This window comes from Streptomyces sp. NPDC058576 (assembly GCF_042718715.1).
Taxonomy (GTDB): domain Bacteria; phylum Actinomycetota; class Actinomycetes; order Streptomycetales; family Streptomycetaceae; genus Streptomyces.
The window spans coordinates 1-24,813 of the sequence record NZ_JBHXPF010000035.1; the positions used below are offsets into that span (position 1 = coordinate 1).

Annotated in this window: 27 protein-coding genes; 11 read left to right on the forward strand and 16 right to left on the reverse strand. The window is 71.1% G+C overall.

The window, feature by feature from the left end; genetic code table 11:
* Window positions 1-58: 58 nt before the first annotated feature.
* Window positions 59-214 carry a hypothetical protein gene (locus ACFWRV_RS23105; protein ID WP_003968543.1) on the reverse strand — a complete coding sequence of 52 codons (156 nt, stop codon included), beginning with the start codon at window positions 212-214 and terminating at the stop codon, window positions 59-61.
* A gap of 431 nt (window positions 215-645) precedes the next feature.
* On the opposite strand from ACFWRV_RS23105, the gene ACFWRV_RS23110 reads away from it, so the two are divergent.
* The 4 genes from ACFWRV_RS23110 (at window position 646) to ACFWRV_RS23125 (ending at window position 4,596) form a co-directional block, all read left to right on the forward strand.
* The gene (locus ACFWRV_RS23110; RefSeq protein ID WP_384337459.1) at window positions 646-2,283 is read left to right on the forward strand and encodes a penicillin-binding transpeptidase domain-containing protein; all 1,638 of its coding nucleotides are present in this window, start codon (window positions 646-648) and stop codon (window positions 2,281-2,283) included.
* Window positions 2,284-2,328: 45 nt separating this feature from the next.
* A complete protein-coding gene (locus ACFWRV_RS23115; RefSeq protein ID WP_384337461.1) occupies window positions 2,329-2,856 on the forward strand; it encodes a YbaK/EbsC family protein in 528 nt (175 codons plus the stop codon).
* Window positions 2,853-3,704 (forward strand): EamA family transporter, encoded by an 852-nt coding sequence (locus ACFWRV_RS23120; RefSeq protein ID WP_384337463.1) that lies wholly within the window; start codon window positions 2,853-2,855, stop codon window positions 3,702-3,704. The genes ACFWRV_RS23115 and ACFWRV_RS23120 overlap by 4 nt, the downstream gene beginning before the upstream one ends.
* 127 nt (window positions 3,705-3,831) lie before the next feature.
* Window positions 3,832-4,596, forward strand: a complete 765-nt coding sequence (locus ACFWRV_RS23125; protein ID WP_384337465.1) for a hypothetical protein — start codon at window positions 3,832-3,834, stop codon at window positions 4,594-4,596.
* Between the two features lie 44 nt (window positions 4,597-4,640).
* On the opposite strand, the gene ACFWRV_RS23130 is transcribed toward ACFWRV_RS23125, so the two are convergent.
* From ACFWRV_RS23130 to ACFWRV_RS23140, 3 genes are read right to left on the reverse strand one after another with little or no spacing between them, the layout of a single operon-like run.
* Window positions 4,641-4,862, reverse strand: a complete 222-nt coding sequence (locus ACFWRV_RS23130; RefSeq protein ID WP_384337467.1) for a DUF397 domain-containing protein — start codon at window positions 4,860-4,862, stop codon at window positions 4,641-4,643.
* Window positions 4,863-4,878: 16 nt separating this feature from the next.
* Window positions 4,879-5,088, reverse strand: coding sequence for a DUF397 domain-containing protein (locus tag ACFWRV_RS23135; protein ID WP_384337469.1), 210 nt, complete (start codon window positions 5,086-5,088; stop codon window positions 4,879-4,881).
* Window positions 5,085-5,963 carry a helix-turn-helix domain-containing protein gene (locus ACFWRV_RS23140; protein ID WP_384337471.1) on the reverse strand — a complete coding sequence of 293 codons (879 nt, stop codon included), beginning with the start codon at window positions 5,961-5,963 and terminating at the stop codon, window positions 5,085-5,087. Before ACFWRV_RS23140 ends, ACFWRV_RS23135 begins: the two co-directional genes overlap by 4 nt.
* A 165-nt stretch (window positions 5,964-6,128) precedes the next feature.
* On the opposite strand from ACFWRV_RS23140, the gene ACFWRV_RS23145 reads away from it, so the two are divergent.
* Window positions 6,129-6,563, forward strand: a complete 435-nt coding sequence (locus ACFWRV_RS23145; RefSeq protein ID WP_384337473.1) for an ATP-binding protein — start codon at window positions 6,129-6,131, stop codon at window positions 6,561-6,563.
* A 327-nt stretch (window positions 6,564-6,890) separates the two neighbouring features.
* A complete protein-coding gene (locus tag ACFWRV_RS23150) occupies window positions 6,891-7,895 on the forward strand; it encodes a hypothetical protein (RefSeq protein WP_384337474.1) in 1,005 nt (334 codons plus the stop codon).
* A gap of 17 nt (window positions 7,896-7,912) precedes the next feature.
* On the opposite strand, the gene ACFWRV_RS23155 is transcribed toward ACFWRV_RS23150, so the two are convergent.
* Window positions 7,913-8,830, reverse strand: a complete 918-nt coding sequence (locus ACFWRV_RS23155; RefSeq protein ID WP_384337476.1) for an aminoglycoside phosphotransferase family protein — start codon at window positions 8,828-8,830, stop codon at window positions 7,913-7,915.
* Window positions 8,831-8,871: 41 nt separating this feature from the next.
* Between ACFWRV_RS23155 and ACFWRV_RS23160 the strand changes: the two genes are divergently transcribed.
* Window positions 8,872-9,318, forward strand: coding sequence for a GNAT family N-acetyltransferase (locus ACFWRV_RS23160; RefSeq protein WP_384337478.1), 447 nt, complete (start codon window positions 8,872-8,874; stop codon window positions 9,316-9,318).
* A gap of 98 nt (window positions 9,319-9,416) precedes the next feature.
* On the opposite strand, the gene ACFWRV_RS23165 is transcribed toward ACFWRV_RS23160, so the two are convergent.
* The 8 genes from ACFWRV_RS23165 to ACFWRV_RS23200 all read right to left on the reverse strand — a co-directional run bounded on the left by ACFWRV_RS23165 (window position 9,417) and on the right by ACFWRV_RS23200 (window position 17,283).
* Complete coding sequence (locus ACFWRV_RS23165; protein WP_384337480.1) at window positions 9,417-10,793, reverse strand: DUF4157 domain-containing protein; 1,377 nt, start codon at window positions 10,791-10,793, stop codon at window positions 9,417-9,419.
* Window positions 10,794-10,993: 200 nt separating this feature from the next.
* Entirely contained in the window at window positions 10,994-11,476 is a 483-nt protein-coding gene (locus tag ACFWRV_RS23170; RefSeq protein ID WP_384337482.1) for a GNAT family N-acetyltransferase, read from the reverse strand.
* 41 nt (window positions 11,477-11,517) lie between these two features.
* The gene (locus tag ACFWRV_RS23175) at window positions 11,518-12,303 is read right to left on the reverse strand and encodes an SDR family NAD(P)-dependent oxidoreductase (protein ID WP_384337484.1); all 786 of its coding nucleotides are present in this window, start codon (window positions 12,301-12,303) and stop codon (window positions 11,518-11,520) included.
* Window positions 12,300-13,466 carry a serine hydrolase domain-containing protein gene (locus ACFWRV_RS23180; protein ID WP_384337590.1) on the reverse strand — a complete coding sequence of 389 codons (1,167 nt, stop codon included), beginning with the start codon at window positions 13,464-13,466 and terminating at the stop codon, window positions 12,300-12,302. Before ACFWRV_RS23180 ends, ACFWRV_RS23175 begins: the two co-directional genes overlap by 4 nt.
* 337 nt (window positions 13,467-13,803) lie before the next feature.
* Complete coding sequence (locus tag ACFWRV_RS23185; protein ID WP_384337591.1) at window positions 13,804-14,541, reverse strand: dienelactone hydrolase family protein; 738 nt, start codon at window positions 14,539-14,541, stop codon at window positions 13,804-13,806.
* Between the two features lie 105 nt (window positions 14,542-14,646).
* A complete protein-coding gene (locus tag ACFWRV_RS23190; protein ID WP_384337486.1) occupies window positions 14,647-15,477 on the reverse strand; it encodes an energy-coupling factor ABC transporter ATP-binding protein in 831 nt (276 codons plus the stop codon).
* Complete coding sequence (gene cbiQ, locus ACFWRV_RS23195) at window positions 15,465-16,226, reverse strand: cobalt ECF transporter T component CbiQ (protein ID WP_384337488.1); 762 nt, start codon at window positions 16,224-16,226, stop codon at window positions 15,465-15,467. The genes ACFWRV_RS23190 and cbiQ overlap by 13 nt, the downstream gene beginning before the upstream one ends.
* 1 nt (window position 16,227) lies before the next feature.
* Entirely contained in the window at window positions 16,228-17,283 is a 1,056-nt protein-coding gene (locus tag ACFWRV_RS23200; protein ID WP_384337490.1) for an energy-coupling factor ABC transporter permease, read from the reverse strand.
* A 311-nt stretch (window positions 17,284-17,594) separates the two neighbouring features.
* Between ACFWRV_RS23200 and ACFWRV_RS23205 the strand changes: the two genes are divergently transcribed.
* Window positions 17,595-18,047, forward strand: a complete 453-nt coding sequence (locus tag ACFWRV_RS23205; RefSeq protein WP_384337492.1) for an SsgA family sporulation/cell division regulator — start codon at window positions 17,595-17,597, stop codon at window positions 18,045-18,047.
* A gap of 23 nt (window positions 18,048-18,070) precedes the next feature.
* Here ACFWRV_RS23205 and ACFWRV_RS23210 read toward each other — a convergent pair whose 3' ends face one another.
* Complete coding sequence (locus tag ACFWRV_RS23210; protein WP_384337493.1) at window positions 18,071-18,892, reverse strand: helix-turn-helix domain-containing protein; 822 nt, start codon at window positions 18,890-18,892, stop codon at window positions 18,071-18,073.
* A gap of 160 nt (window positions 18,893-19,052) precedes the next feature.
* Here ACFWRV_RS23210 and ACFWRV_RS23215 point away from each other — a divergent pair, with 160 nt between their 5' ends.
* From ACFWRV_RS23215 to ACFWRV_RS23225, 3 genes are all read left to right on the forward strand, one after another.
* Window positions 19,053-19,781: a DUF4097 family beta strand repeat-containing protein gene (locus tag ACFWRV_RS23215; protein ID WP_384337495.1), complete on the forward strand. Its 729-nt coding sequence runs from the start codon at window positions 19,053-19,055 to the stop codon at window positions 19,779-19,781.
* A 77-nt stretch (window positions 19,782-19,858) separates the two neighbouring features.
* On the forward strand, window positions 19,859-20,842 hold the full coding sequence (locus ACFWRV_RS23220; RefSeq protein ID WP_384337497.1) for an ATP-binding cassette domain-containing protein: 984 nt from the start codon (window positions 19,859-19,861) through the stop codon (window positions 20,840-20,842).
* Window positions 20,839-21,630, forward strand: coding sequence for an ABC transporter permease (locus tag ACFWRV_RS23225; RefSeq protein ID WP_384337499.1), 792 nt, complete (start codon window positions 20,839-20,841; stop codon window positions 21,628-21,630). Before ACFWRV_RS23220 ends, ACFWRV_RS23225 begins: the two co-directional genes overlap by 4 nt.
* A gap of 178 nt (window positions 21,631-21,808) precedes the next feature.
* Here ACFWRV_RS23225 and ACFWRV_RS23230 read toward each other — a convergent pair whose 3' ends face one another.
* Window positions 21,809-24,040, reverse strand: coding sequence for an MMPL family transporter (locus ACFWRV_RS23230; RefSeq protein ID WP_384337501.1), 2,232 nt, complete (start codon window positions 24,038-24,040; stop codon window positions 21,809-21,811).
* A 124-nt stretch (window positions 24,041-24,164) separates the two neighbouring features.
* On the reverse strand, window positions 24,165-24,737 hold the full coding sequence (locus ACFWRV_RS23235; RefSeq protein WP_384337503.1) for a TetR/AcrR family transcriptional regulator: 573 nt from the start codon (window positions 24,735-24,737) through the stop codon (window positions 24,165-24,167).
* Window positions 24,738-24,813: the final 76 nt, after the last annotated feature.

Genomic DNA, 24,813 nt, shown 5'->3' on the forward strand with positions numbered 1-24,813 from the left:
TTTCAGAGGGATCTGCCAGGTCGACAGAATTCCCTGCTCCCTCTCCTGGACCCGAAGGTTAGAAGAAGTGCTTTCGTCCGCCCACCGCGCGCCCGGTCGCACCCAGGATCCACAGGATGGCACCCACCAGGATGAGGATGCCGCCGATGGTCGTCAGCAGCCCCATACCGACAAGCAGGCCGATAATCAGCAGAATAAGTCCAAGGACGATCATTTTCTTTTCCCATCGTCAAGTCGGTTCAGACGCTTATGCGCCTGCACTTCACAACGGTCTCAGTGCACCTCACCGGCAGGTCCCGGCTCCGAAAGTCGCCTGGACCTCGTTGCGAAGGTCCTAGTGCCCGGCAATTCCGTACTCACACGTCGCTTACACACATCATCGAAATCATGTTCGGCGTTGTCGCGCCAGGAAGATCGCGGCCACCGCCGAAAGCACCAGGAGCAGGGCGACTCCGCCCCACACCCGGGCGAGCAGGACTGCCCGTCGGCAGATCCGCCACCTCCGCCACGGGACGGAGAGCGCTTTCCGGCCCAGCATTCCGGTCCGGTAACAACGCCCTCACCGCCTGCCACCACACCTTAGGGTTCCTGACAGTTGCCCCTTGAACGTGTTCGTGGGGCTCTCCTGGGGAGGGGGACTGCGAGATGCGCAGTGGAGCGAAGGTCGCCGTGGTCGGCGGAGCGTTCGTGCTGGTGGCCGGCGGGATCGGCTACGGGGCGTACAGCATGCTCGGAGACTCGGGCGGCGGGGGCGGCGGTACGCAGAGCGCGTCCGAGTCGTCGAAGGTGAGAACGGGGCCGCCGAGCGCGGAGGAGATAGCGGAGACGTCGAAGGGCTTCTTCGAGGCGTGGGCGGCCGGGGACGCGTCGGCGGCGGCCCTCCTGACCAACAACGAGTCGGGCGCGGAGCCGGTGCTCGCCTCGTACGGCGAGGACGCCCGCATCGGCAAGGTGAAGATCACCCCCGGCCCGGCGGTCGGCACGAAGGTGCCGTACACGGTCAAGGCCACCGTCGCGTACGACGGCAAGTCGAAGCCCCTGTCGTACGCCTCGGAGCTGACGGTCGTACGCGGCCTGACGACGGGGAAGGCCCTGGTCGACTGGGCCCCGACCGTCGTGCACCCGCAGTTGACCGAGGGCGCGACGCTCAGGACGGGCGAGTCCTCGACGCCGACGATCGAGGCCGTCGACCGCAACGGCGAGGAGCTGACGAAGGAGAAGTACCCCTCGCTGGGACCGATCCTGGACACCCTGCGCCAGAAGTACGGGGCGACCTCGGGTGGTTCGGCCGGCATCGAGACCTGGATCGAGCCCGCCGACGAGACCCAGCCGGACGTCAGCCTGCTGACCCTGGCCAAGGGCAAGCCGGGCAAGGTGCAGACGACCCTGGACGCGGGCGCGCAGGCGGCGGCGGAGCGGGCGGTGAAGAAGTACGCGGAGGCCTCGGTGGTCGCGGTGAAGCCGTCCACGGGGGCGATCCGCGCGGTGGCCAACAACCCGGTGACCGAGTTCAACGCGGCGTTGCAGGGCAAGCAGGCACCCGGCTCGACGCTGAAGATCATGACGGCGGCGCTGCTGCTGGAGAAGGGGCTCGTCACGGCGAACGGGGCGACGGAGTGCCCCAAGGACGTCCTGTACGAGGGGAATTCGTTCCACAACCTGAAGAACTTCGCTCTGCCCGACGGCTCCACCTTCACGCAGAGCTTCGCCAGGTCCTGCAACACCGCCTTCATCAAGCTGATCGACGACACGAAGGACGACGCCGCCCTCCCCAAGATCGCCAAGGACGTCTTCGGAATCGGTCTGGACTGGAAGACGGGCGTCGTCACGACCGACGGCAGCGTGCCGGAGGAGGTGGGCGGCGTGGCCGCCGCCCAGTACATCGGGCAGGGCACCGTCCAGATGAACGCCCTCAACATGGCGTCCATCACCGCCACGGCCATGACCGGCACGTTCACCCAGCCGGTCATCGTCCCGCAGCCCCTGGACGACCGGGAGCTGGCGCGGGCGGCCCGTTCGTTGTCCCCGTCCGTCACCCAGCAGCTCAAGACGATGATGCGCGCCACGGCCGCCTGGGGCACCGGCGCGAAGGCGATGGCCTCGGTCGGCGGCGACAAGGGCGCGAAGACCGGTTCGGCGGAGGTCGACGGGCAGGACACGTCGAACAGCTGGTTCACCGGCTTCAGCAACGATCTCGCCGCAGCGGCGGTCGTCCAGACCGGCGGCCACGGCGGCGACGCGGCGGGCCCGGTCGTGGCGGAGGTGCTGAAGGCGGGCGGCTGAGGAACCCCCTCGCGTGCATCCTGCACGGACCGCTAGCGTGCAGCCATGAGCACTCCCGAACCCACCGAAACCACTCCCGCCGCTCCGGCCGCTCCCGTTTCCTCCGCGCACCCCCGTTTCGCGGAGGCGCTGGCCGAGCTGGGCCTCCAGGTCGAGGTACGCCGCTTCCCCGACGCGACCAGGACCGCCGTCGAGGCCGCGGCGGCGGTCGGCTGCGAGCTGAGCGAGATCGTCAAGTCCCTGGTCTTCACGGCGGACGGCGTGCCGGTACTGGTCCTGATGGACGGCTCGTCCCGGGTGGACGTCGAGCTGGTACGCCGCGAACTGGGCGCGCAGAAGGTGGCGCGGGCCAATGCGGACCTGGTCCGCGAGACGACGGGTTACGCGATCGGTGGCGTACCCCCCTTCGGCCACGCCACCAGGACCCGCGTCCTGGCCGACCGGCGCCTCCTGGACCACGCGGTGGTGTGGGCGGCGGCAGGTACCCCGCACACCGTGTTCCCGCTCGACCCGAAAACGCTGATCGCCCACGCGGGCGCGACGGTCGCGGATGTGCGCGAGCGGGCCAAGTGACCCCGCTGGTCGCCCTCGCGGTCCTCATAGCCGCGATCACGCACGCCAGCTGGAACGCCATCGCCCACGCGATCAAGGACCAGCTCCTCTCCTTCACGCTGATCTCCGGCGGCGGCCTGCTGATCGGCGCGGCGATGGCACTGTTCGCCCCCATCCCGGCGGCGGGCGCATGGCCGTACCTCCTGGTCTCGGCCGCGCTGCACGTGGCGTACATGCTGCTGCTGATGCGCTCCTTCACGCTGGGCGACTTCGGCCAGATGTACCCGATCGCCCGGGGCACGGCCCCGCTGGTCGTGACGGTCCTGGCGGCGGTGTTCGTCGGCGAGCGCCCCGACGCCTGGGCCACGGCCGGCGTGGCGGTGGCCTCGGCCGGACTGGTCGGCCTGGCCCTGTGGGGCATCCGGGGCTCCGGGAAGCGCCCGCACTGGCCGGCGATCGTGGCGGCCCTCGGCACGGGCCTGGCCATCGCCGGGTACACGACGGTGGACGGCGTCGGGGTCCGCGCCTCGGGCACCCCGCTCGGTTACGTCGCGTGGCTGATGGTCCTGGAGGGCCTGGCCATCCCGGCGTACGCGTACTACCGCCGCCGGTCCGAACTGCTCCCGCAACTGCGGCCGTACGCGGCACGCGGCCTGCTCGGCGCGGCCCTGTCGGTGGTCGCGTACGGGCTCGTCCTCTGGGCCCAGACGAAGGCCCCGCTCGCCCCGATCGCGGCGCTGCGGGAGTCGTCGATCATCGTGGGCGCGGCGATCGGCACGCTGTTCTTCAAGGAGCGCTTCGGGGCTCCGAGGATCGCGGCGGCGGGACTGATGGTGGTGGGCATCGGGCTGATGCTGCACACGAGTTGAGGCGGGGCTGGGCCCCGATGTCTCATCGTGATCCACAGGTGCACAACCCCGGGTGGCCCAAGACTGTCTCCTAGGCGCTGGAGGGATGAACCTCCGGCGCCTTTCCGTACGGAGAATCGGGGATCAGGTGGGAAAGCAGGTCTGGAGAGCCGTCGTGGCCGGCGGTGCGGCGGCGGTGTTCACGGCCGTGGCCGCGGTACCGGCCGGCGCGGCCGAGGGTGGGGCCTCGTTCTCCCGTGTCCAGGTGAACGGCGGCAAGCCGATCGTGATCGGGACGTCGAAGGAGGTCGCGGTACCGGCCTCCTTCCGGGTGACGACCACGCGCAAGTGGAAGTGGTTGCCGCTGGTGTTCCTGTACCGCAAGAACGCGGACGACCAGCTGTGGCACTCCATCGGGGGGAACGACTGCCCCTACCGGGTCGGTACCTGCGACATCGAGGAGACGATGTACTTCGACCCGAGCGAGTGGGAGATGCGCAACAGTGAGGCCGGGGTCTGGAAGGTCGCGGGCGAGGCGCACTTCCAGGACGGGACCAGTGACGTCGACGCCACGGGCCTGACGGTCCACGTCCAGCGCAACTCCCGCCTGACGGTCAACGCCTCGCCCGAACCGGTGGCCAAGGGCAAGACCATCACCGTGACCGGAAAGGTCACGCGGGCCAACTGGGAGACCAGGAAGTACGCCTCGTACGGCGGCCGCCATGTGAGCCTGCAGTTCAAGCCTGCGGGCGCCACCTCCTACACCACGGTGAAGAAGGTGTACGCGAACGGCTCGGGTGCCCTCAAGACCACGGTGAAGGCCTCCAAGACGGGCACGTGGCGCTGGGCGTACTACGGCAACACGACCACGGGGGCGTCCACGTCGTCCGGGGACACCGTCGTGGTGAAGTGACGCCCGTCGTACCGGCGTGATTCCGCGCCGGGTTGCGGCCGGTATCAGCGGCCTTCGTCCACCTTGATCGCGTACGGGACGAAGGCCGCCCACGCGGCGGCGGGGAGCGTGAGGCGGGGCCCGGACGTGTTCTTGGAGTCGCGTACGTGGACGGTGCCTGGGACGGCAGCTACCTCGACGCACTCGTTGCTGTTGCTGCTGTCGCTGTGGCTGCTCTTCAACCAGTGCAGCGCGGAGGCGTTCCCGCCTGTGGTCTCCTGGATCACGTCACTCCTGAAAAAGTCAGCGTGCTGCGGCGTAAGCAATGAAGCCCGCCCACGCGGCAGGCGCGACCGCGAGACGAGGACCCCCCGCGTTCTTGGAGTCGCGTACGTGGACGGCGTCGGACGCGGCAGCGACTTCGACGCACTCGCTGCCGTTACTGCTGTCGCTGTAGCTGCTCTTGAACCAGCGCAGCCCGGCTGCGCCCTCAGCAAGCGGCTTGCCCATCATGTCTCTCCCAGCACGTGCTTGATGAAGGCCGTCGATTCCCGAGGGGTGAGGGCCTGGGCCCGGATCATGCCACACCGCAAATCAAGGATTCGGACCTGCTTCGGATCCGAGACCGGCCGCCCGCCGAACGCCCCCTCGGACCGCCCGACCGCCGTGCCGTCCTTGAACTTCAGCACCTGGATCTCCCCATCGATTCCTGCGTGCTCCTCCAGGCCCATCGGCATCACCTGCACGGTGACGTTGCGCAACTCAGCGACCGCCAAGAGGTGTTCGAGCTGTCGACACAACACCATCCTGCCTCCGAGCGGACGCCGGAGCACCACCTCTTCCAGGACGAATCCGAGCGTCGGGGCAGGCGACCGATCGAAGATGGCCTGCCGAGCCATACGTGCGGCTACTCCACGCTCAATCTCCTCCTGCGGGTAGGCGGGCTGACGCATCGAGAACAGCGCTCGCGCGTACTCGGCCGTCTGCAACAAGCCGTGGACGCTGCTGTTGCCGTACGCCAGCACCTCCACCGCCGCAGCCTCCAGCTTCGCAAGCTCCCGGATCTTCTTCGGGTACCGGACCTCCGCGATATCCGGCTTCATCGCCGCGAGCTTCCCGCCCGCCCCCACCGCCACATCCACGGCATCGATGAACTCCGGGCGAGGGATGCGCCGACCGCCCTCCACCTTGTAGATCAGGTCCTCGCCGTACCCCAGCAGCGACCCCAGCTCGCCCGCCCGCAGGCCCGCCGCCTCGCGCCAGGTCTTGATCTGGCGGCCCACCGCCGCTACGACCGCCGTCCCCGACTCGTCGTCCGGGTCGACCTCCCAACCGGGCTCGTCCACCGCGTCGTTCCTGCGCTCCGTACCGTCATCGACCATGCTCATGCGAGCCCCCGCTTCCGACGTGCGTGCCGTTCCGGCCTCAACCGCTTCCGTTCCCCGCACGTCACTGGCGACAGCCCGGACAAGGCCGGACAAGCCTCGGACAGTCACCGTACGCAACGGCTGCATCACTGGGAAAGGTACGCCGGAACGGCCACGCTGAGTGACATGAACCAAGAAATCACTCACGCCGAACGAGTCTCTGCCAACCGGTCGTTCACCGTGCTGCTCTCCCCCACCCGCCGAGGAGCCCGGCTCGCCCGGCTGCTCACCGCCGCCCATCTCGGCGCGTGGGGGCTCCCGTCGGAATCAGCCGCGCACATCGTCGCCGAGTTGGCGGCCAACGCCACCGTCCACGGCCGCGTGAAGGGCCGGGACTTCCAACTCGGCCTCACCGTCACGGGCAGCAGGCTGCGGATCGAGGTCACGGACACGCGCGGTGACAGCGCCCCGCCCGGCCCCGGTGCCGTGAAGCCGCCCGAGGACGACGCGGAGACCGGGCGCGGACTGCTCATCGTCGAGGCGCTGGCGGACCACTGGGGCGTGGTCCCCGGACCGGTCCCGCGCAAGACGGTGTGGGCGGAAATCGACCTCGTACGGTGACGGCTCCCACCGGGTCGCGCAGCGGACGACCCGGTGCGGCCCCGACCGGATCGCTCGCCACCGGGACCCGGTGCAGCGCGACATCAACTACTCAAAGAACCAAGAGAAATAACCCGACCCGACCCACCCCCGGCAGCCACCTGACAGACCCCAGGGGGGGCTTCGCGGCCCCGTCACTCACACGGGTGACATTTCCCAACTCAGCTCGCTTTTGGCCCGGTTGCCCGGCATATGCTCACGCCAGACCGCAACCAACACACTTCGGCCCCCGACCGGGACTGCAATCCCAACCGAGGGCCTAGCCACCAAGGAAGAAGACCCTTCCCGATGGATACCCATCAGAATACTGCCCTCACCCGCGCCCTGGCGGAGGTTCCCGGACCTCTCCCCACCTCCGGCGTCATCCACATCACCATCCCGCACACCGACCGCTTCACCGTCGTCGGCAACCACCTCGCCCAGCACCCCGACCTCAGCTGCACCGCCATCGGCATCGCCGTACGCATCCAGTCCCTGCCACGCGGGGCCAAGGTCGGCATCAAGGCCCTCGCCGCCCGCTGCAAGGAAGGCGAAAAGCGCATCGCCGCCGCCCTGCGCGAACTCGAAACCCACGGCTACCTCAAACGCGTCCGCGACCGCCTGCCCAGCGGCCGGATCATCACCCGCACCCTCTTCTGCAACCAGCCCACCGCGCTCCTGGGCCCCAGCCACCAGGCGGCGCAGGCTTCCCCACAACCCGCCACGCCAGCACCCGTACCGGTACACGTGCCCGCACCCGTACCGGTACACGTGCCCGTGCCCGCACCCGCCCCCGGACCATCGGCTGCGCCACCCGCGCCGTCCGCGCCACCGGCCCCGCTCTTCGTACCGCGCGTGCCGCCCCCGACCGCGCCCAAGCCGCCTCGCCGGCCTCTCCCGCAGCCCGGCGAGCTCACCCCGGAACTCGACCGCGCAGCAACCGCGCTCCTCAGCGACCTGCACCATCACGCCCCGCAGTTCACCCTCTCCGAGGACGACGTCCGCCGGCTGGTCCCCGGCGTGGCGGCCTGGCTCGAACGGGCAGCCCGTCCGGACACCATCCGCCGTGCCCTGACCGACGACCCGCCCCACCCCCTCAAGCACCCGGCCAAACTCCTCACCTACCGGCTCACCGAACTGCTCCCGCCACCGCCCCCCGGTGTCGACGACCTCGCCGCGCTCGCCCGCCCCCGCATCACCGTCACCCCCTTCCAGACCTGCGACGACTGCGACCGGGCCTTCCGCTCCCCCACCCCCGGGCACTGCCGCGACTGCCGCGAGCACCGGGCAGGATGCGCCCCCGCCGCCGCCTGAGCGGCTGCGAGCCGGGGTCACCGGTCGTTCAGGGACTCCGCGATGACGACGGCGGACGGGGCGAGCCGCGGCTCGCCGTCCTCGATGTCCCAGAGGGCGTTCTGCAGCAGCCGCCCCAGCGTCCAGCCGGCGGCCCGCTCCCGGTCCAGGCCGAGGACGTCGGTGAGCAGGTCGAACCGGCGTCGCACCACACGCAGCGGCTCGCCCTTCGCGACGACGTCCTCCCACCGGCTGTCCAGGGCGGGCCACAGGTCGAACCCCGGATCGCCGACGAGCGGCTCGGGGTCGATGGCGATCCACGGTTCACGCTCTGCGGCCAGGACGTTGTCGTAATGGAGGTCCCAGTGCAGCAGGCGGTCTCCGGGGTCTTCGGCCAGTTCGGCGACAGCCGACGCCCAGCCCGACAACAGAAGGCGGTCGGCCGGATCGACGAGGTGCGTGACCGCCTGCGGGACCTGCTCCAGCATCGCGGCGGCGATGTCCCCGAGGCCGCGCAGTCCCTGCGGCGCGGGGACCGCGACCAGCCGCGCGAGCAGTCCGGCGAGGACGCCCATCGCCACGTCGTCATCGTCGACCGAGGCCAGGGTGCGGGCTCCGTCCAGCCGTTCCAGGATCATGCCGCCGCTCACGGGGTCGTGTTCGAGCAGCCGGACCATTGCCCCGCCGTTCCAGGTGCGGAGCCCGATCAGCGCGGCGGCGGTCTCTTCCCTGGGCATCTGGAGTCGGAGAACCGCGCGCGTGCCGTCGTGGCGCACTACCGGCAGCACCAACGAGGCCTTGCCGGACCTGACCGCACCGTCCCGCCGCAGCTCCCAACGTTCCAGCGTTTCGGCGGCGAGGGCCGGGAGTCCGGCGATCCAGGCTCTCCCCTCCTCGCCGAAGCTCGTGGCGTAGGACTGTGACAGGCGCTGCGGGACCTCGTGAACAGCCAACACGATCTAACGACTTCCTTCCCTGGGAACTACCATCCGGATCCATGACCCCTACGACGAGCGCACGGCCCGGCGAAGACAGGTACGCGATCGACACCGACCCGGACCGCATCGACATCGACCTCGTGCACCACTGGCTCTCCACCGACGCCTTCTGGGCGCTCGGCCGCAGCCGGGACCTCGTCGAGCGGTCCTTGCGCGGATCGCTCAACTTCGGTGTGTACGACGGCGAGGGGAAGCAGGTCGCCTACGCCCGCGTCGTCACCGACCATGCCACCTTCGCCTGGCTCTGCGACGTCTACGTGGACTCCGCCCACCGCGGCCGGGGCCTCGGCGTACGCCTGGCGACCGCCGTCCGCGACCACCTCGCCCCGTACGAGCTGAAGCGGACGCTCCTCGCGACGCTCGACGCCCACGAGCTGTACGCCAAGGTCGGATTCGTCCCCGTACCCGACCCGAAGATGCTGATGGTCCTGGGCCCGACGCAGTAGCTCCGCGGTTCTCACGCCCGAGGAGTCGAGAGTTCCGCTGTCGCTGAACGGGCGCGTGGTCGGCCGCAGGCGCCGGCCCCCAGAGGGCCGGCGGGGCCTCACACGTTGGGGTTGACCGGCCGCTCCTCGCCCGGTGGCACCCGCTTGCCCTGTCCCCGCTTGCCGAGGACGACCGTCTTCATGGTGACGTTCGGGTAGTTCGCGCTGTAGTAGCCGCCGGTCCAGTAGTCGTGAAAGCTGGCGGCCGTGCCGATGGTGTACGTACGCGGGTCCGGGGCCGTCTGACCGCTGCCCGCGAAGGCTTCCATGGTGACCGTGTCGTCTCCGTCGCGGCCCACCACGGCGGCGGCGTGGTACTGCGACATGACCGTCTCACCGGGGTTCAGGGCGACCATGACGTACGCCTGGCCGACGACCGGGTCGGCGTCGCGGTTCGCGCTGCCCCGGAAGTCGGCGGCACGCTCCCGGTTCGACTCGTCCGACATGCCGAAGGCCTTGGTCCCGGCGTTCGTACGGATGTTGCTGTTCGCGCCGTCGTCCAGCTCACCCACAGCGTTGTGCATGATCTCCTCCGCCGTGTGGAGGCAGTCGTCGAGAACCTGCCGGGCCAGCTCGTACTCCTGGTAGTTGCCGGTACCGAAGAGATTCTGGGCCGCTGTGGTCGTCGGCCGCAGGGCGGGCGAGAGAGCGCCGTTCGGGGTGCCCTCGCGGACCCAGATCGAGGTGGCGTCCTGACTGACCGCGAACACGCCGCCCGCCGACACCGACATGCCCTCACTCGCGGCGTTGTCCTGCGACGCCCAGCGCTGCACAGCCTGGGCGTCGGCCGACCGCGTGGAGGTTTCGGAGTTCCCGGCCTCTTCGCGCTCCCGCGGCGCGGCACCGCTCATGACGCGGCGCGCGTTGGCCTCGGCCTCGCGTTCGAAACGGTCGGAGGGGTCGGAGACGCGCAGCCCGCTGCCGTTGTCGGTACCCGCGACGGGCCCCTGGCGCTGCTGGATGACGTGGGTGAGTTCGTGGGCGAGGGTGTGCTTGTCGGATCCGCCGTCGCCGATGACGACATGGCTGCCGGAGGTGTAGGCGCGCGCGCCGACCTCGGCGGCGGAGGCCTTGGCGGCGGCGTCGTTGTGGATGCGGACGTCGGAGAAGTCGGCGTCGAGGCGGGACTCCATGTCGGTGCGGGTGGCGCTGTCCAGCGGCCGGCCCGCGCCGCGCAGTACGTCGTGGACGGCGGAGCGCTGCACAGGGGCGGCCTGTCCGTCCTGTCCGTGACCGCAGCCGTCGCCATGCTGGTGCTGGTCCTCAAGGCGGCCGGACCTCCGGAGCATCTGGACCACGGCCGCGTTCCCGATCCTGCTCTGCAGGGCGATCGGGCCGCTGAGCGCCGCTCCGGCAGCCTCCACGGGCTTGCGGGCCGGACCCCGGTCCTGGCTCTTCTTCGCGCCGGCCTCTCGGGCATCTTCATGGCTGTACATGGAGACCTTCTTCACGGCTGAGGGAATGGCCCTTCCCTTCATACGCGGCCGCACGGCTCCGGATCCAGGTCCTGAAGGGCACAGTTGACTGGCCCGGGAATCACGTGCCGGGCGGCCCCTCACACCGCGACAGCCCGCCCGGCAAGGGATCCACGCCGCGCCGGCCCGTCCGGCAACGGGCCACGCCCCGCCGGCCGGCCTCACCCGGCGGAATCGGTGGCCAGCTCCGCCACCACCTCCCCGTCCTCCTCCACCCCGGTCGGGCGGAAGCCGAGCGACGTGTACAGGTGCGCGGCCGCCTCGTTCTCCGGAGCGTACGAGAGACGGACGACGGTGCCGTCCTCCCGGGCCGACAGCCAGGCCGCCAGCGTGCGTACGGCTGCGCGGCCGATGCCCGTGCCCTGGTGGGCGGCGTCGATCAGCATGCCGCCTATCCAGTGCGAACCGTCCTCGTCCCGGGCCCACATGATGTGGCCGGCCGCCTCGTCGGCCGCCAGGACCGCCAGGGAGTTCCAGGTGTCCTCGCGGCTGCTCAGGACGAGGTAGCGGGCGGCCAGGGCCGGGACCCAGTCGCGCTGGTCGTCGCGGGGCGCGCAGTCGGCGACCGCCCGCCAGTTGTCCGCGTCCACCTCGTGCAGGGTGACGGGACGGCCGGTGCTGTCCATGTGTCCGTGGCTGATCATCCGCGCAGGGTAGGTCGGCCGGGCGATGCGCGGCCACGGGTTTACGGCTGCGTCATCGCCTGCCGGAAGCCCGTGTTCACCGCGAGGATCCCGCCGTCCACGCGCAGCGTCGTCCCGGTGATCCAGGCCGCGTCGGCGGAGGCGAGGAAGGCGACTGCGGCGGCAATGTCCTCGGGGGTGCCGACGCGGCCGAGCGGGTAGAGGGCGGCGGCCCGGTCCAGTTCGGCGTCGCGGCCCGCCCAGGCGTCCGTGCGGATCGTGCCGGGAGCGACCAGGTTGACGCGTACGCCGCGCGGTCCCGCGTGGCCCGCGAGCGTACGGGTCAGGCTGGTCAGGCCCGCCTTGGCGGCGCTGTACGCGTGGCCGCCGAAGGACTGTTCGCCGTTGACCGAGCCGATGGTGACGATCGCGCCCCGGCCCGAGGCGACCAGGTGCGGCAGGGCGGCTCGGGAGCAGCGGAACGGGCCGGAGAGGGTGACGTCCAGGTCGCGCTCCCAGATCTCGTCCGTCTCGTCCTCGAAGAGCGCCTCGTCCTCGCCCGCCGCGTACGCGTTGTTGACCAGGACGTCGAGCCGGCCGAAGGTCTCGACCGTGTACGCCACCGCCGCCTCGACCGCCGTCCGGTCCGCCACGTCGCAGGCGAGGGACGCGGCGGTGCCGCCCGCCTCGCGTATCGCCTCCGCCGTGTCCGACGCGCGCTTCGCGTCGAGGTCGGTGACGAGCACCGAGGCTCCTTCCGCCGCCAGGCGGTGGGCCGTTGCCGCGCCGATGCCCTGGCCGGCGGCGGTGATCAGGACGCTGTGACCGTCAAAGCGGGGTGGTGTCATAGCGCCGACCGTACTGCCCTGACCAGGGCCTGGGCACGGGGGTCGGCGGTGACTCCCTTCTGGAGGCCGTTGGTGACGTAGCCGAGTGCGATGCCGGACTCGGGGTCGGCGAAGCCGAGGGAGCCGCCGCGTCCGGGGTGGCCGAAGGAGCCGGGGCCCAGCAGCGGGGCGGCCGGGCCGTGCAGCATGTAGCCGAGGCCGAAACGGGTGTTGACGACCAGGACCCGGTCCGGGCCCGCCGACTCCTCCGTACGGGCCAGGGTGAGCGTGGCGGGGGCGAACAGGCGGCGGTGGCCGTCGACGGGGCCGATCATCGCGGCGTAGCAGCGGGCCAGGCCCCGGGCGGTCGCGATGCCGCCCGATGCGGGGAGTTCGGCCGCGCGGTAGGCGGGGTCGTTCTCGTCGGGGAAGGGGTCGATCGCGCCGAACGCCCGCCGGGTGAGGGAGTCCGGGTCGCGGTAGGCCTCGACGACGGAGCGTTTGGGGCGTACGCGCAGGGCGCCCGAGGCCCCGGTGGGGGCCGGGGGGTCCACGGGGCCGATGCGGCCGATGCGGTGGGCCTCGTCGGCGGGCAGCCCGAACCAGAAGTCGAGGCCGAGCGGGCGGGCGATCTCCTCGGCGATCCAGCGGCCGATGGTGCGGCCGGTGGCGCGGCGGACCAGTTCGCCGATCAGCCAGCTGTAGGTCTGGGCGTGGTAGCCGTGGTCGGTGCCGGGCTCCCACTGCGGGCGCTGGGCGGCGACGGCGGCGGGTCCGGAGACGCCGTCGGCGGCCTCGGCGGGGGTGAGGGCGGTGTCCAGGGCGGGGATCCCGGCCCGGTGGGCGAGGAGGTCGCGGACCAGGACGCGTTCCTTGCCGTTCGCCTTGAACTCCGGCCAGTAGGTGGAGACCGGGGCGTCCAGGTCGACCTGTCCGCGCTGGTGGAGCAGGAGCGGGACGGCGGCGGCGATGCCCTTGCCCGCCGAGCGGACGATCTGGACGGTGTCGACGGCCCACGGTTCGGTGCCGTCGACGTCCCTCGTACCGGCCCACAGGTCGACGACCTTGCGCCCGTGGCGGTAGACGGCGACGGCCGCGCCGCGCTCGCCGCGCTGCTCGAAGTTGCGGACGAAGGCGTCCGCGACCGGTTCGTATCCGGGCGCCACCGTGCCCCGTACGTCCACGGACACGCTCACGGCCTCGGCCGCCTCCGCGCCTCCTCCTGCCCCTGGGCCTGCTCCCGCTCCGTCGTCCGGTCCCGCTTCCGCGCCCGCCGTGCTCACTCCCGCGCTCCCGCTCATCCCCCCATGGTGCACGTCCCGGCGGGGTGTTCGGGGGGCGGGTCGCCGTGACCACCCGGCTGTCACCATCTGTTTACGGTGACGGAATCTGTCCACGGTGAAGCCCTGGCCCACTCGGATTCAGGTGCGGTGGCGGGCAGCGGGCGGTTCCGCTGTGCGGACTTGAGGGGAGGGGGCTGTCAGTCGGTGCCCGACGCCGAGCACGCCCGGCGCAGCGTGTTCATGCCCCGGGGGCCTCCGTCACGGGCAGGCACTCGGCGAGCAGGTCGACGACGTCGCGCCAGGCGCGCTGCGCGTGCCGCGGGTGGTAGCCGACGCCCGGGACCGTGGGGTGGTCGACCGGTGGGTGGTGGAAGGCGTGCAAGGCGCCCCCGTAGACCGTGAGACGCCAGTCGACGCCCGCGGCCTGCATCTCCGCGGTGAACGCGTCCCGTTGCGCGGGCGTCATGATCGGGTCCTCCGAGCCGACCCCGGCCCACACCGGGCAGCGCAGGCGCGCCGCCTCGCCCGGTCGGCCCGTGGTCGTCGCGTTGACCGTCCCGATCGCGCGCAGGTTGGCGCCGTCGCGACCGAGTTCCAGCGCGACGGCGCCCCCGGTGCCGTAGCCGACGGCGGCTGTCCGGTCGGGGTCGGTCCGCGGTTCGGCGCGCAACACGTCGAGCGCCGCACGGCCGATGCCCCGCATCCGGTCGGGGTCGGCGAGCAGCGGCAGGCAACGGGCCAGCATCTCCTCGGGGTCGCCCAGATAGCGCCCGCCGTGAAGGTCGAAGGCCAGCGCCACATATCCCAGCCCGGCGAGAGCATCGGCCCGCCGGCGCTCGACGTCGCTGAGCCCCATGCCCTCCGGCCCGAGCAGCACCGCGGGCCGGCGGCCGGCACCGGCCGGGAGCGCGAGGTGCCCGATCATCGTCAGACCGTCGGCCGGATACGCGACCGTCACCGTCGTCACCGTCGTCATCGTCGTCATGAGAAGCGACTGTAGGGATCGTCGGGCCCGGTCCGGTCGGTCTTCTGCCGCCGGCAGAACAGCGCGGATATCCCTCGGGAGTACGGCGCTGTCGGATCACCCGCCCAGGCCACGGTGGTGGAGGCTGACCCCCGCGGCGGGATTCCGGGGCGTACCCCTGCTCGGGTCGAAGCCGAACGGCAGCTCCAGCCGGTGGGAGCGCATCAGCTCCTCGTCCCGCAGGAGGTCCTGCGTCCGGTCGTCGGCGGCGATGACGCCCTCGCTGAGGATGACGGCGCGCGGGCAGAGCTCCAGGGCGTACGGCAGGTCGTGGGTGACCATCAGCACGGTGACGTCCAACGAGCGCAGGATGTCGGCCAGTTCGCGGCGGGAGGCCGGGTCCAGGTTGGACGAGGGTTCGTCCAGGACGAGGATCTCCGGATCCATCGCGAGGACGGTGGCCACGGCGACGCGGCGGCGCTGCCCGAAGGAGAGGTGGTGCGGCGGGCGGGCGGCGTACTCCTCCATGCCGACCTGCCGCAGCGCGCGCAGGACGCGTTCCTCCAGCTCGGGGCCGCGCAGTCCGGCGGATGCGGGCCCGAAGGCGACGTCCTCGCGGACCGTGGGCATGAACAGCTGGTCGTCCGGGTCCTGGAAGACGATGCCCACGCGGCGGCGGATCTCCGCGAAGTTCCGCTTGACCACCGGGAGCCCGGCGACGCGGACCGTGCCGGAGCCCGCCTCCAGGATGCCGTTGAGGTGCAGGACGAGCGTGGTCTTGCCTGCTCCGTTGGGGCCGAGGAGCGCGACGCGTTCGCCGCGTCCGACCGTCAGGTTCACTCCGAAGAGGGCCTGGTGGCCGTCGGGGTAGGCGTAGGCGAGGCCGCTGACTTCGAGCGACGGGGCGGTGGTCTCGGCGTCCTGCGGGGAAGGGGTCACAGGGTCCATCCCAGCAGACAGATCGCGAGCGCCAGTACGGGGAGCGTCGCCGCGTACGCCCATTGGGTCCGGTCCGCCGTCGCCTCGTCGATGACGGGCATCGTGCCCGCGTAGCCGCGGCTGACCATGGCGAGGTGAACGCGTTCGCCGCGCTCGTAGGAGCGGATGAACAGGGCGCCCGCCGAGGCGGCGAGCACCCGCCACTGCCGTACGCCGCGCGCCTCGAAGCCCCGGGAGCGGCGCGCGATCGCCATGCGCCGCATCTCATCCGTGACGACGTCCCCGTAGCGGATCATGAACGAGGCGATCTGGACGAGCAGCGGCGGCAGTTTGAGGCGCTGGAGGCCGAGCAGGACGGCGCGCAGTTCGGTGGTGGAGGCCAGAAGCACGGAGGCGGCGACGCCGAGGGTGGCCTTGGCGAGCACGTTCCACGCGCCCCAGAGGCCGGGGACGCTGACGGAGACGCCGAGCACGGCCGTCTGCTCACCCGGCACCACGAACGGCATGAGCAGGGCGAACGCGACGAACGGCGCCTCGACGACGAGCCGCTTCAGCAGGAAGCCGGCGGGGATGCGGGCCACGGCGGCGACGGCGGCCAACAGCGCCGCGTACAGGCCGAAGGCCCACATCGCCTCGCGCGGGGTGCAGACGACCACGAGCACGAAGCAGAAGACCGCCGCGAGCTTGCAGTGCGGGGGCAGTTCGTGGACCGGCGAGTGTCCGTGCCGGTAGAGCTTGTGGGCGTGGCCCGCATCCATGTCAGGCGTTCTCGTGGTCGCGGGAGGCGCTGCCGCGCTCGTCCTCGCGGCGGCGGACCACCCAGAACACCCCGGTGCCGACGACGACGGTGGCGCTGACGCCGATCGCTCCGGCGAGGCCGCCGGAGAGCCGGGCGTCGGCGATGTCGCCGACGCCGTAGTCGGCCAGGGGGGAGTCGGCCGCGCCGTGCTCCTCGGCCTTCTCGTCGATGCCCTGGTCGGCGGCGACCTTCTCCAGGCCGTCCGGGTTGGCGGACGCGTAGAAGGAGACGAAGCCCGCCAGCAGGAACGCGGAGACCAGTCCGGTGATCCAGAACCCGCGGGTGGAGCGGGGCGCGGCCGGTTCGGGCTCGCGGGTGGCGGCGGGGGCGTCGACCAGTTCGCCGTCGACCCGGAGCTTGAGGGGGGTGGCGAGTCCGCTGACGCCGTGGACGAGGTCGGGGCGCACCGCGAGGACCGCGCCCACGGTCAGCGCGGTGATGATCGCCTCGCCGATTCCGATCAGGATGTGCACGCCGACCATGGCCGTGAGGACCTTGCCGATCGGGATGTCGGTGGTGCCGCCGATCCAGTAGAGGAGCGTGAAGGCGGCGGCCGCGGCCGGTACGGAGACCAGGGCGGCGACGAAGGCGGCGGCGGTGGCCGACCGGCGGGTGCGCGGGAGCACCCCGGTCAGCAGCCGGAACAGGCCGTAGGCGACGACGACGGTGACCACGCCCATGACGGTGATGTTGACGCCGAGGGCCGTGAGGCCGCCGTCCGCGAAAAAGATGCCCTGCATCAGCAGGACCACCGACAGACAGAGCACCGCGGTATAGGGCCCGACGAGGATCGCGGCCAGCGCCCCGCCCATGAGATGCCCACTGGTGCCGGCCGCGACCGGGAAGTTCAGCATCTGCACGGCGAAGATGAAGGCGGCGACGAGCCCGGCGAGCGGGGCGGTGCGCTCGTCCAGCTCGCGGCGCGCCCCGCGCAGGCTGACGGCGACCGCGCCGGCGGCGAACACCCCGGCGGCCACGGAGACAGGTGCATCGATGAAACCATCGGGTACATGCATAGGAGGCTCCGCTTCTTGGCGGGGTCCGCACGGTCTCCGCGCCCGTGCGGACGCGGTCCTGCGGGCGGGGTCATGAACCCATCAATAATAGTTCCTTCCTGCGAATGATGCGCAAGAGCGGCGGCCCGACATATGTGCCTCGCGAACCGCCTGGCTCGCGAACCGCCTGGCTCGCGAACCGCTTGGCTCGCGAACCGCTTGGGGCACCGTCGGGGGCGCACCGCCGTCGAGCGAGCACACGCTCACCGTGCCGCTTCCGCGAAATATGGGACATTAGAGGACAGAGCGACACATATAGGAGGAGCCGGCCCATGTCCCCTGTGATCGAAGTACATGCCCGCGCCCGGCTCATCACCGACGGCCCTCTGACCCGTCCGGTCCCGGTCGACCTGCGCTACGACCCGGCCGACGAACGCCGCACCGTCCACATAGGACTGCCCGACGGCACCGACTGGGCGTTCGGCCGCGACCTCCTGGAACGCGGCCTGCGCACCCCGATCGAGCGCGGCGCCGTCCGCGTCTGGCCGTGCGGCCGGACGCAGCTCATCGTGGAACTGCACTCGACGGACGGGGTCGAGGTGTTCCAGTTCGAGATCCGGACGCTGATCCGCTTCCTCGCCCGCACCCGCGCGCAGGCGCCGGCCACACCGTCGGACGGAGACCGGGAACCCCAGCCGCCGTCCCGCACCACCACGATCAACACCGGCGCCGCCAACACCGCCACGGCCCGCCCCGAGCGGGGCGCCCAGCCGGCCCGCGGCTGAGGCGCGACCCCCGGCAGGGCCGCCTACCCGCGGCCCGGACCCGGCTCGGCGGGGCCGCCGCCCGAGGCCGCCTCCGGCATACCCGCAGCCGCCTCCGGCGAGCCCGCGGTCGCCACCGGCGCGCCGGGCGTCGCCTGCGATGACGTGTGGAGAATGTCGCGGGCCTGCTCCGCCGCGCGGGCTATGCCCTCGGCGACGAAGTCGAGGAAGCGGGCGACGCTCTCCAGGCGGGCGGCGGCCGGAGTGCCGCTGCCGAGGACATTGACGCCCTGCCGCGTGGTCTCCACGAGCTGGGTGGTGGTCCGGACGCTGACCATCATCGACTGGTACCAGATGTCGTCGTCGACGGTGTAGCGCTCCCGGCGGCTCTCGTCGCGCTCACGGCGGACCATGCCCTGGCTGTCGAGGAACGCGATCGCCTTGGAGATGGACGCCGGGCTGACCTGGAGACGCTGGGCGAGCTCCTGCGCGGTGAGGCTGCCGGAGTCGGTGATGGTGAGACAGGCCAGCACCCGGGCCATCATCAAGGGCATACCCGACGCCATCATGACGGTGGCGTACAGCTCCTCGAACTCGCGGACGGCCTCGGCGTCGCGCCCGTAGGGCTGCACCGACACCTGCGGCTCCCGGGGGGCGGCCTGCTTCCGCCGGTGCGCACGGCGTTCGGTGGCGCGGTGGGCTGGCTCGGCGCGATAGGCGGTGGGGCCGCCGTTGCGCAGCACCTCACGCGTGATGGTCGAGGTCGGACGGTCCAGGCGCCTGGCGATCTCCGCGTAGGCGAGGCCGTCGGCCAGCCCCAGCGCGATCTGCTGACGTTCCTGCTGAGTGAGCCTGCCTCCCGGCATCGCGGTTCTCCTTCGTGGTCCACGGAGTCCGCACTCTAGCGTTCACTCTCACCCCATTGCAACGCAACGCCATCTGACGTTGCGTTAAGCCCGAGACACATTGCAACGAATTTGCGGCAATGACCTGCGAATAAAGGGTTCATCCGCAACTAGCCTCTTGATGAATCCGCAAACGCAACGTAGCTTTTCTCTCATCGGAAACGACGAGCGCAAGGAGAGCACGATGCAGAAGTTCGCCACCACCACCCCGGTCACCGCCGTCCTGGAGATCCCCGCCGGACGCATCCAGTTCATCGCCGCCGACCGGGCCGACGCCACCGTCGAGGTCCGGCCCGCCGACGCCTCCAAGAGCCGGGACGTGAAGGCCGCGGAGCAGATCGAGGTCGCCTACGGCGACGGCGTCCTGCGCATCGCGGCCCAGGCGGCCGAGAACCGGCTCCTCGGCAACTCCGGCTCCGTCGAGGTGACCGTCCAACTGCCCGCCGGGTCCCGCGTCGAGGCCCGCTCGGCCGCCGCCGAACTCCGCGGCGTCGGACGCCTCGGCGATGTCGCCTTCGACGGCGCCTACCGCCGGATCAAGATCGACGAGGCGGCGAGCGTCCGCCTCACCGCGATCGAGGGCGACGTCGAGATCGGCCGGCTGAGCGGTCCCGCGGAGATCAGCACCACGCGGGGCGACATCCGGATCGCCGAAGCCACGCGCGGCACGGTCGTGCTCCACACCCAGTCCGGCGACATCTCGGTGACCGCCGCCGCCGGAGTCTCGGCCGCCCTGGACGCCGGCACCGGCCACGGGCGCGTCAGCAACGCCCTCAGGAACAGCGGCACCGCCGAACTCGACATCCGCGCCACCACGTCCCACGGCGACATCGCCGCCCGCAGTCTCTGAACGCCCCCAAGCCCCCACGCCCCCCGAACACACCCGCCGAAGACACCCGCCGAACACCCCTCAGAGGAGCAACGATCATGACCCATCCGGCCATCGCGGCGAACGGGCTGCGGAAGTCGTACGGAGACAAAACCGTCCTGGACGGCATCGACCTGACCGTCCCCGCGGGCACCGTCTTCGCACTGCTGGGCCCCAACGGCGCCGGCAAGACCACCGCGGTCAAGATTCTCTCCACCCTCGTCTCCCCCGGCGCCGGCTCCGGCGAGATCCGTGTCGGCGGCCACGACCTCGCCACCGAAGCGCAGGCGATCCGCGCCGCGATCGGCGTCACCGGGCAGTTCTCCGCCGTCGACGGGCTGATCACCGGCGAGGAGAACATGCTCCTCATGGCCGACCTGCACCACCTGCCCAAGCGCGAGGGGCGGCGGGTCGCCGCCGAACTCCTGGAGCGCTTCGACCTGGTGGACGCGGCCAAGAAGCCCGCCTCGACCTACTCCGGCGGCATGAAGCGCCGCCTGGACATCGCCATGACGCTGGTCGGCTCCCCGCGGATCATCTTCCTCGACGAGCCGACCACCGGACTCGACCCGACCTCCCGCCACACCATGTGGGGCATCATCCGCGCCCTGGTCGCCGACGGCGTCACCGTCTTCCTCACCACCCAGTACCTGGAGGAGGCCGACGAACTCGCCGACCGCATCGCCGTCCTCAACGACGGGAAGATCGCCGCCGAGGGCACGGCCGAGCAGCTCAAGCGGATCGTCCCCGGCGGACACATCCGGCTCCGCTTCACCGACCCGGACGCCCACCGGACCGCCGCCTCCGCCCTGACCGGGGCCGCCTCCGACGACGAGGCCCTGACGCTCCACATCCCCAGCGACGGCAGCCAGCGTGAACTGCGCTCCCTGCTGGACCAGTTGGACGCCGCCGGCATCGAGGCCGACGAGCTCACCGTCCACACCCCCGACCTCGATGACGTGTTCTTCGCCCTCACCGGCTCCACCGTCCCCGCCGCCGCCGTCCCCGCCCAGAACAACCAGCCCAAGGAGAACCTCCGATGAGCTCGCTCGCCCTCGCCGCCCGCGACACCACCACCATGCTGCGCCGCAACCTCCTGCACGCCCGGCGCTACCCGTCCCTGACGCTGAACCTGATGCTCACACCTGTCATGCTCCTGCTGCTTTTCGTCTACATCTTCGGCGATGTGATGAGCGCGGGCATCGGCGGCGGGGACCGCTCCGACTACCTCGCCTACATCGTTCCCGGCATCCTGATGATGACGATCGGCTCCACCGTGATCGGGGCCGCGGTGTCCGTCGCCACCGACATGTCCGAGGGCATCATCGCCCGCTTCCGCACCATGGCGATCCACCGCGGCTCCGTGATCATCGGGCACGTCGTCGGCAGCGTGCTGCAGATCCTCGTCAGCCTGGTCGTCGTCGGCGCGGTCGCCGTGGCCATCGGCTTCCGTTCCGTCGACGCCACCGCCCTGGAGTGGCTGGCCGCCTTCGGACTGGTCACGCTGTTCGCCCTGGCACTCACCTGGATCGCGGTCGGGATGGGCATGGCCAGCCCGAACGCGGAGGCGGCCGCCAACAGCGCGCAGCCGCTGATCCTCCTCCCGCTCATCTCCAGCGCCTTCATTCCGGCCGACACCATGCCCGGCTGGTTCCAGCCGGTCGCCGAGTACCAGCCCTTCACCCCCGTCATCGAGACCCTGCGCGGCCTGCTCCTCGGCACCGGGATCGACCACAACGGCTGGCTCGCCGTCGGCTGGAGCCTGGCCCTGATCGTGCTCGGCCACCTGTGGTCGCAGTCGCTGTTCCGCCGCGACCCGGCGTCGCGCTGATCGCGTGCGGCGCCCCGCCCGCGCCTCGCCCGTACGCAGGAGGAAAGCCCCCGTGCTGTTCGCACGGGGGCTTTCGCTGTGCCCCGGTCCCCGTCCCCACAGGTAACCGGCGCTTCCGGGGCCGCGCTCCGCTCAGACGCGGACCCGGAGCTGGGAGGACTCCGTCAGGACGGACGGGTCACACGCGGACGAGCTCACGCTCACCCTCGCCGCCGCCGTCCCCGGGCCCGGCGGAACCGGACTCGTCGGTCAGCTGCCGCTGGAGCTTCTCGCCCTCCACGTCCACGTTGGGCAGCGCCCGGTCCAGCCAGCGCGGCAGCCACCAGGCCTTCTTGCCGAGCAGGGCGAGGACCGCGGGCACGATGGCCATGCGCACCACGAAGGCGTCGAAGAGGACGGCGATGGCGAGCGAGAAGCCGATCATCTTGATCATCTGCTCGCTGGAGCCGATGAAGCCGGAGAAGACCGCCATCATGATCACGGCCGCGGCCGTGACCACCCGTGCACCGTGCTTGAAGCCGGTCACGATGGCCTGGCCCGGGCTCTCGCCGTGGACGTACGCCTCGCGCATCCGGGTGACGAGGAAGACCTCGTAGTCCATCGCGAGACCGAAGACCACACCGACCATGAAGATCGGCATCATGCTCATGATCGGACCGGTCTGCTCGACGCCGAAGACCGAGCCGAGCCAGCCCCACTGGAAGACCGCGACGACCGCGCCGAGGGCCGCGACCACCGAGAGCAGGAAGCCCAGGGCCGCCTTCAGCGGGACGAGGACCGAGCGGAAGACCAGCATCAGCAGCAGGAACGCGAGGCCGACGACGAGCGCCAGGTAGGGCAGCAGCGCGTCGTTCATCTTCTGCGAGAAGTCGATGTTCATCGCGGTGGCACCGGTGACCAGGACCTCGGCCCCGGTGTCGGCCTTGATGTCCTTGCCCGCGTCACGGATGTCGTGGACGACCTCCTCCGTGGCGTGGGAGGACGGCCGGTCCTTCGGAAAGACCGTGATCGTCGCGGTGTCGCCGGCCTTGTTGAAGGCGGGCGGGACGACGGCGCTGACGCCGAGCGCCTCGATCTCCTGGGCGACCCGGTTGGCGGCGGCCTTCCCGTCGGAGCTGTTCTTCGTGTCGACGACGGTCAGCAGCGGACCGTTGAACCCGGGGCCGAAGCCGTCCGAGAGCATGTCGTACGCCTGGCGCTGCGTGGTCGACTTCGGCTGGGCGCCGTCGTCGGGCAGGCCCATCTCCAGCGAGGCGGCCGGTACGGCGACGATGCCGAGGCCGAGGACGCCGACGAGCATGACCCAGACCGGCTTGCGCAGCACGAACCGCGCCCAGCGGGTGCCCATGTTCGGCTTGGCCTCGGGGCTCTTCTCCGCCTCGGCGGCCTTGCGCGCCTTCCGGCCCATGATCCGCTTGCCCGCGAAGCCGAGGGCGGCCGGGACCAGGGTGAGCGCGATGAGGACGGCGATGGCGACCGTACCGGCGGCGGCGAGGCCCATCTTCGTCAGCATCGGGATGTTGACGACGGCGAGGCCGGCCAGGGCGATGACCACGGTCAGGCCCGCGAAGACGACCGCGGAACCGGCGGTTCCCACGGCGCGCCCGGCGGCTTCCTCGCGTTCCCGGCCCTCCGCCAGCTCGGCGCGGTAGCGGGAGACGATGAAGAGGGCGTAGTCGATGCCGACGGCGAGGCCGATCATCATGGCGAGGATCGAGGTGGTGGAGCCCAGGTCCATCACGCTGGCCAGCGCGGTGATCGTGGAGACCCCGATGCCGACCCCGACGAGCGCGGTCACCAGCGGCAGCCCCGCCGCGATCAGCGAGCCGAAGGTGATGACCAGGACGACGACGGCGATGACGACACCGATGATCTCGGCGGTCCCGGTGTGCGGCATGACCTGGAGCGCGTCACCGCCGATCTCCACCTTCATGCCGCTGTTCTGCGCGTCCTTGCCCACGTCCTCCAGGGCGTCCCGGGTCTTGTCGGTCAGCTCCATGGAGCTGACCTTGTAGGTGACCGAGATGTACGCCGTCGAGCCGTCCTGGCTCACGGCCTTGCTCAGGAACGGGTCGGCGACCCTGGCGACCTGGTCGGAGCCGGACTGCAGCTCCTTCACCATGCCGGTGATCTCGCCCTTGTTCCCGGCATCGGTCACCTTCTCGCCCTGGGGGGCGTTGAAGACGACCCGGGCGGTGGCGCCGTCGGCGCTGCCGCCGGGGTTGCGCTCTTCCAACAGGTCGAAGGCGCGCTGCGCCTCCGTACCGGGGATCGAGAAGGAACTGGAGGTGGCGGTGGACGCGGTGGCCGCACCGATTCCGGCGACCGCCAGCAACGCCACCCAGATCAGGGCGACGAAGCGGCGGCGGCGGAAGGTGAGCCGTCCGAGCTTGTAGAGGAAAGTGGCCACGGGGGCGTACTCCCGGTCAGGTCGTATGAGTGGAAACAGGGCGTGAGGAACCAGCCCGACGACGAGAGCGGCGTGTCAGGTGGGGCGTCGGGGAGAGGGCCGTACGGGTGGTGGGGCGGGGACGTCAGACGCCGAGAGCGGGGAGGATCACGGAGTCCACGTAATCGATGAGGAACGCCTGGTCCAGCGGGCGGTCCTCGATCAGCTGCCGGGCGGCCAGCGCGCCGACCAGCATGTGCGGGATGTACTTCAGCGCCGGATTGTCCGGGCGCAGTTCACCCCGGTCCACCGCCCGTTGCAGCAGCTGGTCGAGACCGGTCATCTCAGGTTCGATCAGCAGCTCGCGCAGGGCCTGGAGCAGCTCGGGGTACTCATGGACGGCATGGCTCAGACCCCGCATCAGCGCGGCGTCCTTCTCCATCTGGCAGTCGTCGGTCCGGCTCAGCGCGGCATGGAAGTCACCGCGCAGCGATCCGGTGTCGATGTCCGAGAGGCTCCCCGGCTTGTTGTGCCGCAGCGCCTTCGCGACCAGCTCGGGCTTGGAGCCCCACTGGCGGTAGAGGGTGGCCTTGCTCGACCGGGTACGGGCGGCGATGGCGTCCATGGTCAGGGCGTCGTAGCCGACCTCGCGGAGCAGGTCGAGGACGGCCTCGTACAGCTCGCCCTCACGCTCGGGGGTCAGCCTGGTGCGTGCCATATGCCGACCTCCTTCGCTTCACCTGTCCGGTGTCCTGTTCAGCAGCCCCGCTCAGCATCGAACGAAACTGTTTCGT

Excerpts from the sequence above, each read along its gene's own strand:
- ACFWRV_RS23225 (WP_384337499.1), top strand. The coding sequence starts at position 20,839 with ATGAGCTCGCTCGCCCTCGCCGCCCGCGACACCACCACCATGCTGCGC.
- ACFWRV_RS23175 (WP_384337484.1), bottom strand. The coding sequence starts at position 12,303 with ATGACACCACCCCGCTTTGACGGTCACAGCGTCCTGATCACCGCCGCC.
- ACFWRV_RS23160 (WP_384337478.1), top strand. The coding sequence starts at position 8,872 with ATGACCCCTACGACGAGCGCACGGCCCGGCGAAGACAGGTACGCGATC.
- ACFWRV_RS23110 (WP_384337459.1), top strand. The coding sequence starts at position 646 with ATGCGCAGTGGAGCGAAGGTCGCCGTGGTCGGCGGAGCGTTCGTGCTG.
- ACFWRV_RS23165 (WP_384337480.1), bottom strand. The coding sequence starts at position 10,793 with ATGTACAGCCATGAAGATGCCCGAGAGGCCGGCGCGAAGAAGAGCCAG.
- ACFWRV_RS23140 (WP_384337471.1), bottom strand. The coding sequence starts at position 5,963 with ATGAGCATGGTCGATGACGGTACGGAGCGCAGGAACGACGCGGTGGAC.
- ACFWRV_RS23190 (WP_384337486.1), bottom strand. The coding sequence starts at position 15,477 with ATGGACCCTGTGACCCCTTCCCCGCAGGACGCCGAGACCACCGCCCCG.
- ACFWRV_RS23145 (WP_384337473.1), top strand. The coding sequence starts at position 6,129 with ATGAACCAAGAAATCACTCACGCCGAACGAGTCTCTGCCAACCGGTCG.
- ACFWRV_RS23115 (WP_384337461.1), top strand. The coding sequence starts at position 2,329 with ATGAGCACTCCCGAACCCACCGAAACCACTCCCGCCGCTCCGGCCGCT.
- ACFWRV_RS23210 (WP_384337493.1), bottom strand. The coding sequence starts at position 18,892 with ATGCCGGGAGGCAGGCTCACTCAGCAGGAACGTCAGCAGATCGCGCTG.
- ACFWRV_RS23170 (WP_384337482.1), bottom strand. The coding sequence starts at position 11,476 with ATGATCAGCCACGGACACATGGACAGCACCGGCCGTCCCGTCACCCTG.
- ACFWRV_RS23215 (WP_384337495.1), top strand. The coding sequence starts at position 19,053 with ATGAATCCGCAAACGCAACGTAGCTTTTCTCTCATCGGAAACGACGAG.
- ACFWRV_RS23105 (WP_003968543.1), bottom strand. The coding sequence starts at position 214 with ATGATCGTCCTTGGACTTATTCTGCTGATTATCGGCCTGCTTGTCGGT.
- cbiQ (WP_384337488.1), bottom strand. The coding sequence starts at position 16,226 with ATGGATGCGGGCCACGCCCACAAGCTCTACCGGCACGGACACTCGCCG.
- ACFWRV_RS23205 (WP_384337492.1), top strand. The coding sequence starts at position 17,595 with ATGTCCCCTGTGATCGAAGTACATGCCCGCGCCCGGCTCATCACCGAC.
- ACFWRV_RS23235 (WP_384337503.1), bottom strand. The coding sequence starts at position 24,737 with ATGGCACGCACCAGGCTGACCCCCGAGCGTGAGGGCGAGCTGTACGAG.
- ACFWRV_RS23135 (WP_384337469.1), bottom strand. The coding sequence starts at position 5,088 with ATGATGGGCAAGCCGCTTGCTGAGGGCGCAGCCGGGCTGCGCTGGTTC.
- ACFWRV_RS23150 (WP_384337474.1), top strand. The coding sequence starts at position 6,891 with ATGGATACCCATCAGAATACTGCCCTCACCCGCGCCCTGGCGGAGGTT.
- ACFWRV_RS23185 (WP_384337591.1), bottom strand. The coding sequence starts at position 14,541 with ATGACGACGGTGACGACGGTGACGGTCGCGTATCCGGCCGACGGTCTG.
- ACFWRV_RS23200 (WP_384337490.1), bottom strand. The coding sequence starts at position 17,283 with ATGCATGTACCCGATGGTTTCATCGATGCACCTGTCTCCGTGGCCGCC.
- ACFWRV_RS23220 (WP_384337497.1), top strand. The coding sequence starts at position 19,859 with ATGACCCATCCGGCCATCGCGGCGAACGGGCTGCGGAAGTCGTACGGA.